This is a genomic window from Massilia sp. CT11-108 (genome assembly GCF_047302915.1).
GTDB classification, from domain to species: Bacteria; Pseudomonadota; Gammaproteobacteria; order Burkholderiales; family Burkholderiaceae_D; genus Telluria; species Telluria orientalis.
The window spans coordinates 1-12,668 of sequence record NZ_JBKYMO010000131.1; the positions used below are offsets into that span (position 1 = coordinate 1).

Sequence of the window (12,668 nt, forward strand, 5' to 3'; positions counted from 1 at the left end):
TGTCGAATGCAAACAACTCTAGTTGCATATCGTAAATAAACCAAACCCCCTCCACCCGTCCCGCCCCCGCGCCCTTGCGGGCCGCTTGGTATACTGGGGGGCTATTTCGCCGGGGCTAAATCGTCGGCCATCCCGCCCAGCTCGCCGCAACAGCGCCGAACTGGACGTGCCGATTGCCCCCCTTACGACAGATCACCGGCCAACTGGACGGACCCAATCAATGACGCCGGTTGCGCGCCTCCGCGTCCAGCTGCCGAGAACGAGCCTCCTCGTACTCAATGTAATCACGATCAAGCTGCTTCTGAAGAATAACCATTTGAAGCCACCAAACCGCCTGCCGAGCAACCACGACACCCACAACAAGCGCCCCGGCCACCGCGACCGCAACCTTAGCATCAGCAATATCAGACAACACACCTGCATCCAAAGCCATACCACCTCCCGAAAAACGGAACCGAACAAAATTCGACCTGGTCGGATCCGAAAGCGCCCGATTGGGCAAAAATCCAGCTGACAAGGTCGAACAAAATTCCGTCGATCGCCGATCAGCCGAACACTACAACCCGGCAACCTTGGCCCCGGCAGCAGCACGAGTAGCGCGATTATTCGGCGGACCATCCTCGACCTCACCCGCCTCATTCAACCCCGGCGACGTGTCCGTGCGCTGAGGCCCCATTGCCTTACCGGGCAACATCACGCGCACAGGCCGTGAACGATCCTCGCGAACGGGAATAGAAGCCTCAGGAACGGCCCGTATCGCGTCCACACCGCGTTCCGTGCGTTCGGAGGCCAAACGGTCCCGGTCAGCGTCAAAATCGCGGAAAAAGCCGTTCCGCGCGAATTCAATGCACATGTTGAACGGAACATCAGGCATCCGCGTGGCCTGCTGAGACCAGCACTTGCACGTAACATCCTTCGACCCGGACACCGTACCAATCTGGATACACATCGCCGGAACCGGCACGCGCACCGGCTTCGTCAACTCGTCATACTTCGGCGCCGTCTGCGGCAACCCGGCCACCCTCGCCGTCTGCTGCCGTACGTATTCGCGCAGGTCTTCCAGCTCCCTCATCTTCGCGGCAAGCTCGATCTCCGCAGGCGTCTTCGGCGAAAACTGTCCTGCAGGCGAAGCGACCAACGCCACCCCGGCCGTCTCGCCTGCAGCCACCGCGGGCTTCTGCTTGTCGTACCGATGCTGATAGCGATCCAACGCCCACACACCAGCCGCAAGCACCGCAACCACGAACAACACGGCCAACACCAGCTTCATCGGGATCGAGCGCTTGACCGTGTGCACCTCGGCCGACTTGTACCAACCGTAGACCTCCTTCGGATAGGCCCACTTCAATGTGATCGCGCTTTTCTGACTGGCGACGTTTTCCGGTGCCGGATTACATGCGCTCCACTCATAAACGGTCGCGCGCTGCATGCCGAACTTACGCACGCTGTGGTAATGCTGACCCACCAGCCGCCGCACGAAGTTGTCGATCAACGTGGGATGCTGCGTGATGAAAAACATGTCGAAGCCCTTATGACGGTGCTTCGCCAATTCTTCATAATGAGGCGGAAGCTGCGCACCGTTCGGCTTCTTCGGAAACACCTCTTGGCACTCATCGATAACCACGATGGAACCGTGCGGCAAATCCATCCACTTTTCAGGCTCAAACTTCTGCCACGAATTCACCGGCTCAACGTCGGCCAACTTGATGTTGTGGTAGTAGACCTCGCGATTTTCCTTCTTCGCCTTGGCCGCAATGGTGGACAGCATGAACAGCGTTTTGCCGTTCCCCGGCAGACCAGTACCGAGCGTAATCACTTCAACACCATCTTCTTAACCGAACCGCCGACAGCCTTCATGGACAACGCCGTGACCACACCCGAAAAAACGACCGTCAACGCCTTGTCAAGCCAGAGATACCCCACCAAGGACAGCGCATCAGAAGGCAAACTGTTTACACCGTTTACCACCTGTGTTTTCAAGGCAGCGATACCCAAATCGATACCCTTATACGTGACAAAACCAATGCCGAGCGCGATCAACGCACGCCCAATCAACGACCCCATCGCCGTAGCAAGCGCGCCCCACAGCGCGGCAATAAACATAGCTGGCATATGACCTCCTTAACCGTTGATGACCGAACGGGCCACCATGAGATAGACGAGAATAAACGCGCACGCCATAACGGCATAACGCAAAGGCTGGATATTGCTGCACACGGCGGCAAACGACATCGTGACGGTCCGCCCCATCACGGAAAAAACCTTGTCCGGAATGCAGGCGCCGCCACCCACAAACCCGCCCTGATCGAGAACAGGCGCGCTCATGTCGGCCGTGTCCCCCTTGATGAGCGTATCGATGGCACCCTTGCTAGGATCGGTACCACCTAAGATCGCATCACCAAGCGTCTTAGACGCGCTCGACTTCAAGCCGTCCTCATCGGACTGACGCGCGCATTGCAGCTTCTGCGCCGCCTGGAGCGTCGCGCACTGGATAGCGTCACCAGTACAAACGACACCAGACGTGCAATCGCCGGACACCGACGAGTTACGGCAAATCGCCAACGTCGGATTCTGCTTGCACAAATTCGCCTGATCGGCCGCCGTCGTGTCCTGCTTACCCGGCGTACCCGAAGTGCTATTGGTCGTGGTCGATCCTTGAGAAACCGTCTTGGAACCATCGGCCCCCACAACAGTCGTCGTCGTCGTCGTGGTCGTCGAACCGTCACTGTTCTGCTGCACAGTCTGTTGCGTCGTCGTGGTCGAACCGTCCGAGTTATTGACCGTAACCGGCGGCTTCGTCGTGACTGGAGGCGGTGTTTGCGGATTCTGCGGATCGGATCCCGTACCGATGCAAATCACGATGCCGTCAGAATCAAAACCACCCTGAACCGAGCCCTTCGGACAAGGAATATTCTTACCCCCGCTCTTCGTCGGCGGAAGGTCGGACGGCGTCGACGAACCTGACGGCTTCGCGCCACCGGCACCATAATTCGTATTCTGCGAATTGTCCGTATTGGCGTTGCACTTCGCACCCGTCAACGTCCCTTCGATATCGCACCAGCGAACACCCGTAGAGCCGAGCGTCATACACGTATGAACATCGGTCGCCGTGGCGGCGCAACCCGACGATGAACAGATCGGAAAACCCTTACCATTCCCGTTGTACGGAAACCAATCTTCCGCCTTCTGTCCAATCGGACAGTTCACCGGAGGATCCGCACCGATACACATCGGCTTGGTAGTCATCGTAAAAGTGCCACCATACGGGCAAAACCACTGAAACGTACAAGACACAACACCCGGCGTCCCTGTCCCCTCCGGATTCAACCACCAGTTGCACTGATACGGACCCGGATACGACCCAATAGCCACAGACTTCTTCGCACCGCTGGGATAAGGCACCGGAGTCGAATACGCATTGGAGATGTACTGGCAAGCCTGCTGGTGATCGTCGAACGTCCTACCCGAGCTACCGCACATAAATCCCTTTGGCACCGCCTCATAATCCGCCCACGCATCACCAACAGGCAGCAGCAAAAACACGCACAACCACAGTACGAGCCTCATCATCACTTCCTCAACAAAATCCAGAACCCACCCAACAACGCCAACGACACAAACACGCCAGCCATAACGAACCCTCCCCGTAAACGAAAAAGGGGAGCAAAGCTCCCCTGTGCGGCAGACTCGAACGATTACCGTACGACCCGACGAATCCAACCGACCACGGCGATCGAGACCACCACACCGATGATCAGACCACCAGCAGTCGCGATGTCGGTTTTTGCAGACGTCGTATCCGCGCTGATATCGACAGCCGCCGATGCGAACGACGATACAGCCATTGCAGCCACGCCCAGTGCGGCAGCAGCCGCTTTTTTCAGGTTACCCAGTTTCATTTGTTGATCCCTTGATCACTTCAATTACAGAACGAATGCCATAAGCCGCCACCCAGCAGGAGATAACACCAGACGACAGCAAGGCCCCATCAGAGGCAGAGAAGGACACGAGAGAGTTACCAAGCTCCGCCCCGGTTTGAACGACGTAAGCACACGTCGACAAATCAGTCGCCGACGGGTCGAGCACCAGAGCATAAGAACCGTCTGCCTGCTGGACTGCTCGAGCGCACGCCGGCATGTCTTACGCCTTCGCGGCCGGAGCAGCAGCCGAAGCCTGATCGCGGATCGCCTGGACAGGAGCAACGGCCAGCACCGTCTGTTCCATGCCCTTCGAGCCGCTGACCATCTCGATGTCCAGCTCAGCGATAAACGGAAACTTAAGATGCTTGATCGTCTCGATCACGGACGAATTTTTGCACTTCATCGGCTCGGTGCACATACCGAACGCGTTATCGCTTTCCTTGAGAATGACCTCGACAAACAGCTTGCCGCTGTCGATCTCTTTACCGTCATCCATACGACCCTTGAACATCTTCGCGCCACGAATGGTCGCCTTTGCTTTCATTTGCATTTTCACTGCTCCATTGGTCGGGCTGGCTCGTGCACCCGGTTCACGCCGCCGGCCACAGCGGATTTTTCTAAACGATGCGGTACACCGGGTACATGCAGCAGTTCGTAAAGGGCCTTGTGATCCATGCCCAACTCTTGCGCGAGCTGGTAAATCGTCTTGCCATAAGCCGAGACAAGGTAGTGCGTCAACCGCTTGAGGACGATGGTTCGTTCCTCGCTGACGATGTCACGCTGATCAGTCTTGATCTTGGTCTTGATGGTCTCGACCAGATCTTCCAACGCGATAAACGCGCCAGCGAAATAGGTCGTCGGATTCAGCACAATGTCATGCGGAATAACGCGATCGCGATTGCCGAATCTAATCTCGATGCGCAGCCATTCGCTGCTAGGGTCGCCGAGCTGTTTGCCCTTCTCATAGATGCAAAGCTCTTTGCCGTTCGCCTTCTTTCCGAGATAGAGCGTGCGCCCCAGCGCGTGCAGGTCGCCGCTATGTCCGCCCTCGAAATAACGCCGCGTAGGAATACGCCCACCGCAGTTAAATTCACCAGACACGTACAGGTCATCGAACTGGTCGAGCGTGAATCCTTCAAGCAGATCGAGCGCCGTATCGGCCCGCGTAATGCGCGCGTCGAGGTCCTGCAATGTGGCGTACACAGCCTGCCAATCGCTCACCATCGAACAGCCCTTGCCGGTGAGGTCAACCATCATCGTGCTACCGGTACTGCTGCCGCCCATGGCGACCGTACCAACCTTCACAAACTCTGCATCGATCCAAACCATAAGATCGAAACTCGACTTGTAGCCAAACATGCCCTTCTCAGCAGGAAGGAAGTTCATCGGGATCGAAAACCAGAGCGCGAAATATCGCTTCAACACATCCAGCGCCTCAATTTCGCTGCCTGTCGGCAGGAAGGTAAAACGAAGCCAGTCGATGATCGCCAATCGCTGCTGCTGTGTTGGCGTTCCGTCACTTTCCCCCCGTATTACAGTACGGGGGGAGCCGCCTCCGGCGGCCTCGCCGTCTCGCGTCGCTGCGCGCCGCAGGCCGGCGCGGCCTTGGTCGGCAGCATAAACACCCATGCCATCGCCGGAAATACCGAGCTTTGCCCCGATCATTGCACTCGCTCCAGTTCGGCCGTTGCCCATGCCAACTGGCGAGCCACGTACAGTTCCCCCAACGTCGCGACCTTGGAGCACAGCAGGTCGATGTAGTCCTGAACTTGGACAGCCGTCATGTTGGAAGGCCCCGGCGCTATGGCATACTGCTGACCATTGTTGCTTTGTGGAAAAATCATGTTTTTTACTGTGTCGGAAGCAAACTATTGGCTCGGAATCTGGGATTGCCTCTGGAACATAGCCATATGCGGCCTGATGTTCTACCTAGGGCGGCGCTACGAACGTAAGCAGATCGAGAAGGCGTCTTTGCCCGCAGCAGGCACCTGGGCAGAGCCGACGCTCGGTGACCCGCCGAAGACTCCTGATTGACCAACGGAAGGTTTACCCATAGGATTCGACCTGTTCTCTCAACTGAGTAATGCACTCAGGTGAGAGGTTGCACTCAGCCGAGTGCACTTGTCAAGGGGCAACCATGCAAAGCGTGAAATTTCTTAATCAAGTGAAGGCCAAATATGGCCTCAAAAACGATAGGCAATTAGCCGAACACCTGGGCGTGACCAGCGGCACGATTAGCCAATACATGAACGGAAAGCGAGTAATGGACGACGAGGCCTGTCTGGCCGTCGCCCTTCAGCTGGACATCAATCCGCTAGAGATAATCGGCGCGGCCTGCATAGACCGCGCCGAAAAAACAGGCCAGAAAAGCCTGTGGGAAGTTTTTATGTCGAGGACAGCGATGACGGCCGGAACCGTCCTGGTCGCTAGTGGTGTCAATTTATTTTTGACAACTCCCCCCGCAAACGCAGCAACCATGCGGGTTCCGACCACCTCGGATTCGAATTTCTATAGATTATGCGAAATTTCGCAGATGCCGTTACGCATCACATAAATCACGCCCCGACCGCTTCAGCGAGCCCAACAATGATCCCCTCCGGCCCACGAATATACGCCAGCCGGTAGGACTCCCCGTACCGCATCTCGCCGATGACCTCGTGGCCACGCTCCCGCATGCGCACGACCATCTCATCGATGTCGTCGACGGCAAACATCACCCGCCGCAAGCCCAGCGCATTCACCGGCGCCGCCACCGGCCCGAACCTGACGGCGTCCGGCGTGTGGAACTTGTCCAGCTCGATGCCCTGGCCATCCGGCGTGCGCAGCATCGCGAGCGTCGCCCTGACGTTCTCCAGGCCGATCAGGCGCCCGACGTCCGGCCCCTCGACCGTCGTTTCGCCCTCCAGCGTGAGCCCCAGGTCGATGAAAAACGCTTTCACGGCGTCGAGATCGTCCACGACGATGAGGACGTTATCCATGCGCTTGATCGTCATTGTTTTTCCTCCATTAATTCAACCACCCAGTCGATGAACACCCGCAGCTTCCTGCCGATGCGCCGATTGGCAGGATACGCGACGTACAGTGGCAGCGGCGCGATCTCCCAGCCGTCGAACAACCGCACGAGCTCGCCCCGCGCGACCGCGTCCCGCGCCATGTAATCGGGCAGCCACAGCACGCCCAGGCCGGCCAGCCCGGCCGCGAGATACGCGTTGCCGTCGTCGATCGCCAGCATGTACCGCGCGTCCAGCAGCACGGTCTCGCCAGCCCGCCGCAATGCGTACTCGAATCCCTGCCCGGAACGCGCGCCGCGGAACTGCACGATGCGGTGGGACGGCTCGCGCAGTTGCGCCGGATGCGCCGGCACGCCCGCGTGTTCCAGATACGCGGGCGCCGCATAGACCCGCAGCTGCAGGTCGGCCACGTGACGCGCGGCCAGCGACTGGTCGGTCAGGATGCCGCCCCGCACGACGCAATCGACATTGTCTCCGATCAGGTCCACCATCCGGTCGCTGACGCCCAGGTCGAGCTGGATGTCCGGGTAGCGCGCGTAGAACCCGGGCAGCGCCGGCACGAGCAGCATCGTCGCGAACGGGCTCGGCACATCGACGCGCAAGCGCCCTGCCGGTGCCGTCGCCTTGTTCGGCAACCCGGCCTCGAGGTCTTCCAGCTCGGCCAGCATGTGCACGACGCGTTCGTAATACACCGCGCCGTCTTCCGTGACGTTGACCTTGCGCGTGGTCCGGTGCAGCAGTTTTACGCGCAGGCGCGTCTCCAGTTGCTGGATGAGCAGGGTAACCGTCGCCCGGCTCATGTCCAGTGTCTGCGCCGCCCTCGTGAAACTGCCGGCTTCCACGACGCGCACGAATGCCCGCATGCCATCGAATCGGTCCACGCTCCCTCCAAAGGTTGATTGTTTCGATTATACAAACAGTGATGGCGTGACTTGGCGATTTATTGGGAACGGTCGAGGCTCTACAGTGAGATCCTTGACTCACAAAGGAGATCACCATGACCATCCGCGACGTCGTTTTCCCGCCGGGCCGCCAGGCGCTGTACGAAAAGAACCGCTATTCGCCGGCGGTGCGCGCCAACGGCTTCCTGTTCGTCTCGGGCCAGGTCGGCAGCCGCGACGACGGCTCGCCCGAACCCGACCTGGACGACCAGGTCCGGCGCGCCTTCGGGAACCTCAACGCCGTCCTGGCCGCGGCCGGCTGCCGCTTCGAGGACGTGGTCGACGTGACCGTGTTCATCGTCGACCCCCAATCGACATTCGAGCGTGTCTGGGCCGTGGCGCAGGAATACTGGGGCCAGGCGCCCTATCCGAACGTCACCGCCGTCGGCGTGACCTGGCTGTACGGATTCGAGTTCGAAATCAAGGTCATCGCACGTTTGCCGCACGCTTGACACGTTCAAGATCTCGAGCTATCTTGGCAACGTTTCCAGATGGAAACGTTTCAATAACGGCCGTTGCGACGGCCGTTATTTTCATTTTATACATGATGATTATCATGTATTCAGCATTATTGACGCAGAAACAATAACCAGCGCCGCCAGAGCGTATCGACAGCGGGATCATCCCGCGCGACCTGACCTTCAAGGAGGAACCATGCCACAACGATATCGAGGCTTGCCATCAACCGTGGCGCTGTTGACCAGCGCCCTGCTCTCCGCCTGCGGTGCCGGCGATCCGGGCGCGCCGGGCGGCCAGTCGATGACGCGCACGGCGGCGGAGATCGTCACCGAAACCGCACTGACGCCCACCGCCGCGACCGCCAGCGCGTCGGAACGGGGCGACCTGTCGGCCGCCGCAACGATCGACCATGACGCCGCCACACGCTGGAGCAGCGGGTTCACGGACGACCAGTGGCTGACGCTCGATTACGGCAAGACCGTGACGATCAATCGCGTCAACATCGCCTGGGAAAACGCGCACGCACTGCAATACCTGCTGCAGGTGTCGGACGACAACGTGCACTGGACCACAATCAAGACCGTCGACGCCAGCACGGGCGGCACCGAAGACATCGGCGGCCTGTCCGCACAGGGCCGCTACCTGCGCATGCAGGGTGTGAAACGCTCGAGCCAGTACGGCTATTCGATCTTCGAGATCCAGGCGTTTACCGGCACGCCCGCCACGCCGGGCGGGAACGTCCCGACGCCGATCCCGGTCGACCTGACCCGGCCCGGCATCGTCGTCAAGCCGGCGGCCGCGACGTCGTCGGCGGTGGAAAACGGCGCTCTGGCGGCATCGATGGCGATCGACGGCAAGCCGGACACGCGCTGGGCCAGCGCCGCCGAGGACGGCGCCTGGATCCAGTTCGATTTCGGCGTGCCGACGCCGATCGGCGCCGTCAAACTGACCTGGGAGAACGCGTACGGCAAGGAATACGCGCTGCGCGTCTCCGACGACGGCAAGACGTGGACGCAGCTGCGCTATGTCGCCGAGGGCAAGGGCGGCACGGAAGAATTCCTCAACCTGAACACGAGCGCGCGCTACGTGCGCCTGCAGGGTGTCGCGCGCGCCACGCAATACGGCTATTCGCTGTTCGACGTCGAGTTCCGCACGCCCGGCAGCGACAACACGCTGCCCGTCAACGCGACGTCGCCCCTGAACTATCCCGCACCGGGCAGCGGATGGGCGCCCTTGCCCGCCTCGGCCGAACCGCTGGAGACGCTGCAATTCACCCTTCCCGACGGCACGCTCGTCACGCGCTTCGGCGCGCGCGCGATGGCCCGCCATGGACGCGAGCGCGGCGAGGACTGGAACGAGATCGGCTACGGTCCGAACGACACCGTCGATCCGGCGACCGGCCTGCCGCTCGACAAGGGGCCGGGCAACTACCTCACGTTCGTGCCGCTATACTTCCAGAACCGCACCTGGGGCATCGAGATCATCGACAACAGCCGCGTGGCGGGCGTCACGAAGCCGACGCTCGTCTACAACCAGTACACGCAGGTCGACTTCCTGCCCGGCCAGGTGGCGTTCTTCCGCGGCTTCGACCGGCCCGGCGTCACCGGCTACGGCTGGATGAATCCGGGCGAGCTCGTCGACCGCAACGTACCGATCTGCAAGCCGACACCCTACCCGGCGCCGGGCAGGCTGACCGTCACGTCGGGCATCAACGGCGCGTGCACCCTGCTCGTGAAGGGATATCCGGGCCATGCCGATCTCGGCGCGGACGGTTTCCCGAACGGGAAGGACGTACCGGCCCGGCCGCTCATCGTCGGCGACGTCATCGAGGTCGCGCCGTCGATGTTCTCGACGACGGACGCGATGGCCGCGAAAGGCGACAACGGCGGCATCCGCTACTACGGCCCCGAATGGGTGTACGTGGTCGGCGCCGGCCTGCGGCCGTGGTACGGCGTGCAGCCGCGCCTGAACTCGGTGCCGCTGCCGGATGCGACGCTGTCCGGCGGTCTCGGTTCCGTCTCCTACAATTATTCGGACAACGGCCTCTTCATGTTCCAGCAGCCGCAGAACAATGCGGGCATGCAGGACGTGCAGCGCTTCGTCGAGGGGCGGCGCCTCGTCCACACGAACTTCACGACGGGCGACCACAACGAGCCGGGCAACGACCGCTACTCCGGCGCCGTCGGTTTGCAGGGTGCCCGCTTCAACCAGTCCGCGTGCATCGGCTGCCACGTCAACAACGGCCGCAGTCCGGCGCCGGCGAGCATCAACCAGAAGCTGGACACGATGTCCGTGCGCGTCGCCGTCACGGGCACGGACGGCCGCCAGCTGCCGCATCCGCAATACGGCACGGCGATCCAGATGAACGGCGCCCGCAACTGGGGCACCGCCGTGCGCGTGGCCGGCTTCGATGCGAAGACGGTCAAGCTCGCGGACGGCACCGTCGTCGAACTGCGCAAGCCGACGCTGGCCTTCGAGGGCCCGGTACCGGAGCGCGTGTCGCTGCGCGCGGCCCAGCCGATGATCGGTACCGGCCTGCTGGAAGCCGTGCCGGAAGCGGACATCCTCGCGCGCGTGCGCACGACGCCCGACGTCGACGGCGTGCGCGGCGTGGCCAACTTCGCCTACGATCCGGAAACCGGCGCCGTGCGCCTGGGCCGCTTCGGCTGGAAAGCGGCGAAAGCGACCCTGCGCCACCAGGCGGCCGAAGCGCTCCTCCTCGACATGGGTGTGACGTCGCCGGTCTATCCGAACCGCGCCTGCGTGAACGGACCGGCAGCATGCGCCGCCGGCGGCACGCAAACCGGCATCGCGGAAGCGGACCTGCAGAAGATCGCCCACTACCTGGCGCTCGTCGCCGTGCCCGCGCAGCGCAGCCTGTCCAGCGGCTTCCCGAAAGGCGTCGCGCCGCTCGACGAGCACAGGGTCGATCCCGTACAGGTCGGCGCCGGCGCGAAGCTGTTCCAGGGCATGCGCTGCACGGCCTGCCACACGGCGGAGATGAAGACGGGCAGCGGCCACCTGTTCGCGGAACTGCGCAGCCAGACCATCCACCCGTACTCCGACTTGCTGCTGCACGACATGGGCGACGGCCTGGCGGACAAGTTCGCGGAGGGCCAGGCGACGGGCGCGATGTGGCGCACGGCGCCGCTGTGGGGCATCGGCTACACGGACAAGGTGATGGGCAACGCGGCGCGTGTGGGCTACCTGCACGACGGGCGCGCACGCACCCTGCCTGAAGCGATCCTGTGGCACGGCGGCGAGGCCACGCAGGCACGCGTGCGCTTCGAAAACCTAAGCAAGGCCGACCGCGACGCGCTGCTGGCGTTCCTGAAGTCGCTCTGACACGACATGCGGAGCGGGACACCCTGCTCCGCTTTTTTGTGACGCATCACGGCATCTTTGTTTAGCGTCAATGCGCCGTCTTGTTCCCGGTCAGTGCACAATACGTGGAACGGAGGCCATCATGCCGCACATCTACAAACCCGAAGAGCGCTGGGACAACGCCGACATCGGCTATCCGTCCGCGCTCGCCATCGGCGATTCCTGGTTCTGGTACGTCAACAACAATATCCTGGGCACGATGATCAACCATCCGGCCCTGTCCGACGATCACCGCAACCTCCAGCTCGTGGGCTACAACGGTGCGCGGCTCAAGGATTATGTCGGCGACGGCAAGTATGCCGACACGGTCGAGCATTTCCTCCGTCCCGGCTTCGTGGAAGGGTTTTCGGAGTTCTACGTCAGCGGAGCGGGCAACGATGCCGTCGACGTCGACCTCGCGCTGTTCGACCATCGCCCGCCCGGCACGGACGCCCATGGCTGGATCGACGGCCGCGGCATGGACGACATGCTGTTCCGGCTGCGCCAGGCGCTCACCAGGCTGATCGCGTCGATCCGCGTCGCGAAGCACGCCAGCGCCACGCTGGCGCCCATCTTCGTGCACGGCTACGATTACCCGGTGCCGGACGGCCGGGGCTTCGAGTTCGGCCTGATCCACGCCGGGCCATGGCTCGCGCCGGCGCTGGACCGGCACGGCGTCCCGCCGGACCTGGCGCTGCGCAGCGAGATCGCCCAGATCATGATCGACCGCCTGAACGACGACCTGCTCGCGCCGCTGGCGGCCGTGACGCCGGGCGTCGTGCACATCGACAGCCGCGGCATCCTGCCGCGCGACCACACGTACCGCGATTACTGGTCGAACGAGATGCACCCGACGAACCTGGGATTCCGGCGCATCTTCGAACATGCGTGGCTGCCGCACCTGTTCGAACACGGCATCGCGCTGCGGCCGTTTCCGTAAGCGCAGGCGTTCAGAAGCCCCCGCCGCCTCCGCC

The 12,668-nt window shown here is 61.8% G+C and carries 15 protein-coding genes; 5 read left to right on the forward strand and 10 right to left on the reverse strand.

Annotated features, from left to right (window positions below; genetic code table 11):
- Nucleotides 1-217: 217 nt before the first annotated feature.
- From ACEN88_RS12890 to ACEN88_RS12925, 8 genes are all read right to left on the reverse strand, one after another.
- The gene (locus tag ACEN88_RS12890; protein ID WP_413340107.1) at nucleotides 218-433 is read right to left on the reverse strand and encodes a hypothetical protein; all 216 of its coding nucleotides are present in this window, start codon (nucleotides 431-433) and stop codon (nucleotides 218-220) included.
- 123 nt (nucleotides 434-556) lie between these two features.
- Nucleotides 557-1,816: a zonular occludens toxin domain-containing protein gene (locus ACEN88_RS12895; RefSeq protein ID WP_413340108.1), complete on the reverse strand. Its 1,260-nt coding sequence runs from the start codon at nucleotides 1,814-1,816 to the stop codon at nucleotides 557-559.
- Nucleotides 1,813-2,112, reverse strand: a complete 300-nt coding sequence (locus tag ACEN88_RS12900) for a DUF2523 domain-containing protein (protein WP_413340110.1) — start codon at nucleotides 2,110-2,112, stop codon at nucleotides 1,813-1,815. The genes ACEN88_RS12895 and ACEN88_RS12900 overlap by 4 nt, the downstream gene beginning before the upstream one ends.
- Before the next feature lie 9 nt (nucleotides 2,113-2,121).
- A complete protein-coding gene (locus tag ACEN88_RS12905; protein ID WP_413340112.1) occupies nucleotides 2,122-3,567 on the reverse strand; it encodes a virulence factor TspB C-terminal domain-related protein in 1,446 nt (481 codons plus the stop codon).
- 128 nt (nucleotides 3,568-3,695) lie between these two features.
- Nucleotides 3,696-3,899, reverse strand: a complete 204-nt coding sequence (locus ACEN88_RS12910) for a major capsid protein (protein WP_413340114.1) — start codon at nucleotides 3,897-3,899, stop codon at nucleotides 3,696-3,698.
- 241 nt (nucleotides 3,900-4,140) lie between these two features.
- Nucleotides 4,141-4,470, reverse strand: a complete 330-nt coding sequence (locus ACEN88_RS12915; protein WP_413340115.1) for a hypothetical protein — start codon at nucleotides 4,468-4,470, stop codon at nucleotides 4,141-4,143.
- 2 nt (nucleotides 4,471-4,472) lie between these two features.
- Nucleotides 4,473-5,585: a replication initiation factor domain-containing protein gene (locus ACEN88_RS12920; RefSeq protein ID WP_413340117.1), complete on the reverse strand. Its 1,113-nt coding sequence runs from the start codon at nucleotides 5,583-5,585 to the stop codon at nucleotides 4,473-4,475.
- Nucleotides 5,582-5,764 carry a hypothetical protein gene (locus ACEN88_RS12925; protein WP_413340119.1) on the reverse strand — a complete coding sequence of 61 codons (183 nt, stop codon included), beginning with the start codon at nucleotides 5,762-5,764 and terminating at the stop codon, nucleotides 5,582-5,584. The genes ACEN88_RS12920 and ACEN88_RS12925 overlap by 4 nt, the downstream gene beginning before the upstream one ends.
- On the opposite strand from ACEN88_RS12925, the gene ACEN88_RS12930 reads away from it, so the two are divergent.
- Nucleotides 5,763-5,954, forward strand: a complete 192-nt coding sequence (locus ACEN88_RS12930) for a hypothetical protein (RefSeq protein ID WP_413340121.1) — start codon at nucleotides 5,763-5,765, stop codon at nucleotides 5,952-5,954. The two genes, ACEN88_RS12925 and ACEN88_RS12930, sit on opposite strands and share 2 nt — an antisense overlap.
- Nucleotides 5,955-6,057: 103 nt before the next feature.
- Nucleotides 6,058-6,474: a helix-turn-helix domain-containing protein gene (locus ACEN88_RS12935; protein WP_413340122.1), complete on the forward strand. Its 417-nt coding sequence runs from the start codon at nucleotides 6,058-6,060 to the stop codon at nucleotides 6,472-6,474.
- A gap of 1 nt (nucleotide 6,475) precedes the next feature.
- Here the strand turns inward: ACEN88_RS12935 and ACEN88_RS12940 are convergent, their stop codons facing one another.
- The gene (locus ACEN88_RS12940) at nucleotides 6,476-6,913 is read right to left on the reverse strand and encodes a VOC family protein (RefSeq protein ID WP_413340124.1); all 438 of its coding nucleotides are present in this window, start codon (nucleotides 6,911-6,913) and stop codon (nucleotides 6,476-6,478) included.
- Entirely contained in the window at nucleotides 6,910-7,812 is a 903-nt protein-coding gene (locus ACEN88_RS12945; protein WP_413340125.1) for a LysR family transcriptional regulator, read from the reverse strand. Before ACEN88_RS12945 ends, ACEN88_RS12940 begins: the two co-directional genes overlap by 4 nt.
- Before the next feature lie 116 nt (nucleotides 7,813-7,928).
- Here ACEN88_RS12945 and ACEN88_RS12950 point away from each other — a divergent pair, with 116 nt between their 5' ends.
- From ACEN88_RS12950 to ACEN88_RS12960, 3 genes are all read left to right on the forward strand, one after another.
- Entirely contained in the window at nucleotides 7,929-8,324 is a 396-nt protein-coding gene (locus ACEN88_RS12950) for a RidA family protein (RefSeq protein ID WP_413340126.1), read from the forward strand.
- 202 nt (nucleotides 8,325-8,526) lie between these two features.
- Complete coding sequence (locus ACEN88_RS12955; protein ID WP_413340127.1) at nucleotides 8,527-11,676, forward strand: di-heme oxidoredictase family protein; 3,150 nt, start codon at nucleotides 8,527-8,529, stop codon at nucleotides 11,674-11,676.
- Between the two features lie 121 nt (nucleotides 11,677-11,797).
- Complete coding sequence (locus ACEN88_RS12960; RefSeq protein WP_413340129.1) at nucleotides 11,798-12,634, forward strand: hypothetical protein; 837 nt, start codon at nucleotides 11,798-11,800, stop codon at nucleotides 12,632-12,634.
- Nucleotides 12,635-12,668 lie beyond the last annotated feature (34 nt).

What these genes read in the sequence shown, in the direction of transcription:
- ACEN88_RS12960 (WP_413340129.1), top strand. Translation starts at nt 11,798, where the DNA reads ATGCCGCACATCTACAAACCCGAAGAGCGCTGGGACAACGCCGACATC.
- ACEN88_RS12890 (WP_413340107.1), bottom strand. Translation starts at nt 433, where the DNA reads ATGGCTTTGGATGCAGGTGTGTTGTCTGATATTGCTGATGCTAAGGTT.
- ACEN88_RS12955 (WP_413340127.1), top strand. Translation starts at nt 8,527, where the DNA reads ATGCCACAACGATATCGAGGCTTGCCATCAACCGTGGCGCTGTTGACC.
- ACEN88_RS12905 (WP_413340112.1), bottom strand. Translation starts at nt 3,567, where the DNA reads ATGAGGCTCGTACTGTGGTTGTGCGTGTTTTTGCTGCTGCCTGTTGGT.
- ACEN88_RS12940 (WP_413340124.1), bottom strand. Translation starts at nt 6,913, where the DNA reads ATGACGATCAAGCGCATGGATAACGTCCTCATCGTCGTGGACGATCTC.
- ACEN88_RS12915 (WP_413340115.1), bottom strand. Translation starts at nt 4,470, where the DNA reads ATGCAAATGAAAGCAAAGGCGACCATTCGTGGCGCGAAGATGTTCAAG.
- ACEN88_RS12930 (WP_413340121.1), top strand. Translation starts at nt 5,763, where the DNA reads ATGTTTTTTACTGTGTCGGAAGCAAACTATTGGCTCGGAATCTGGGAT.
- ACEN88_RS12920 (WP_413340117.1), bottom strand. Translation starts at nt 5,585, where the DNA reads ATGATCGGGGCAAAGCTCGGTATTTCCGGCGATGGCATGGGTGTTTAT.
- ACEN88_RS12910 (WP_413340114.1), bottom strand. Translation starts at nt 3,899, where the DNA reads ATGAAACTGGGTAACCTGAAAAAAGCGGCTGCTGCCGCACTGGGCGTG.
- ACEN88_RS12935 (WP_413340122.1), top strand. Translation starts at nt 6,058, where the DNA reads ATGCAAAGCGTGAAATTTCTTAATCAAGTGAAGGCCAAATATGGCCTC.
- ACEN88_RS12925 (WP_413340119.1), bottom strand. Translation starts at nt 5,764, where the DNA reads ATGATTTTTCCACAAAGCAACAATGGTCAGCAGTATGCCATAGCGCCG.
- ACEN88_RS12900 (WP_413340110.1), bottom strand. Translation starts at nt 2,112, where the DNA reads ATGCCAGCTATGTTTATTGCCGCGCTGTGGGGCGCGCTTGCTACGGCG.
- ACEN88_RS12950 (WP_413340126.1), top strand. Translation starts at nt 7,929, where the DNA reads ATGACCATCCGCGACGTCGTTTTCCCGCCGGGCCGCCAGGCGCTGTAC.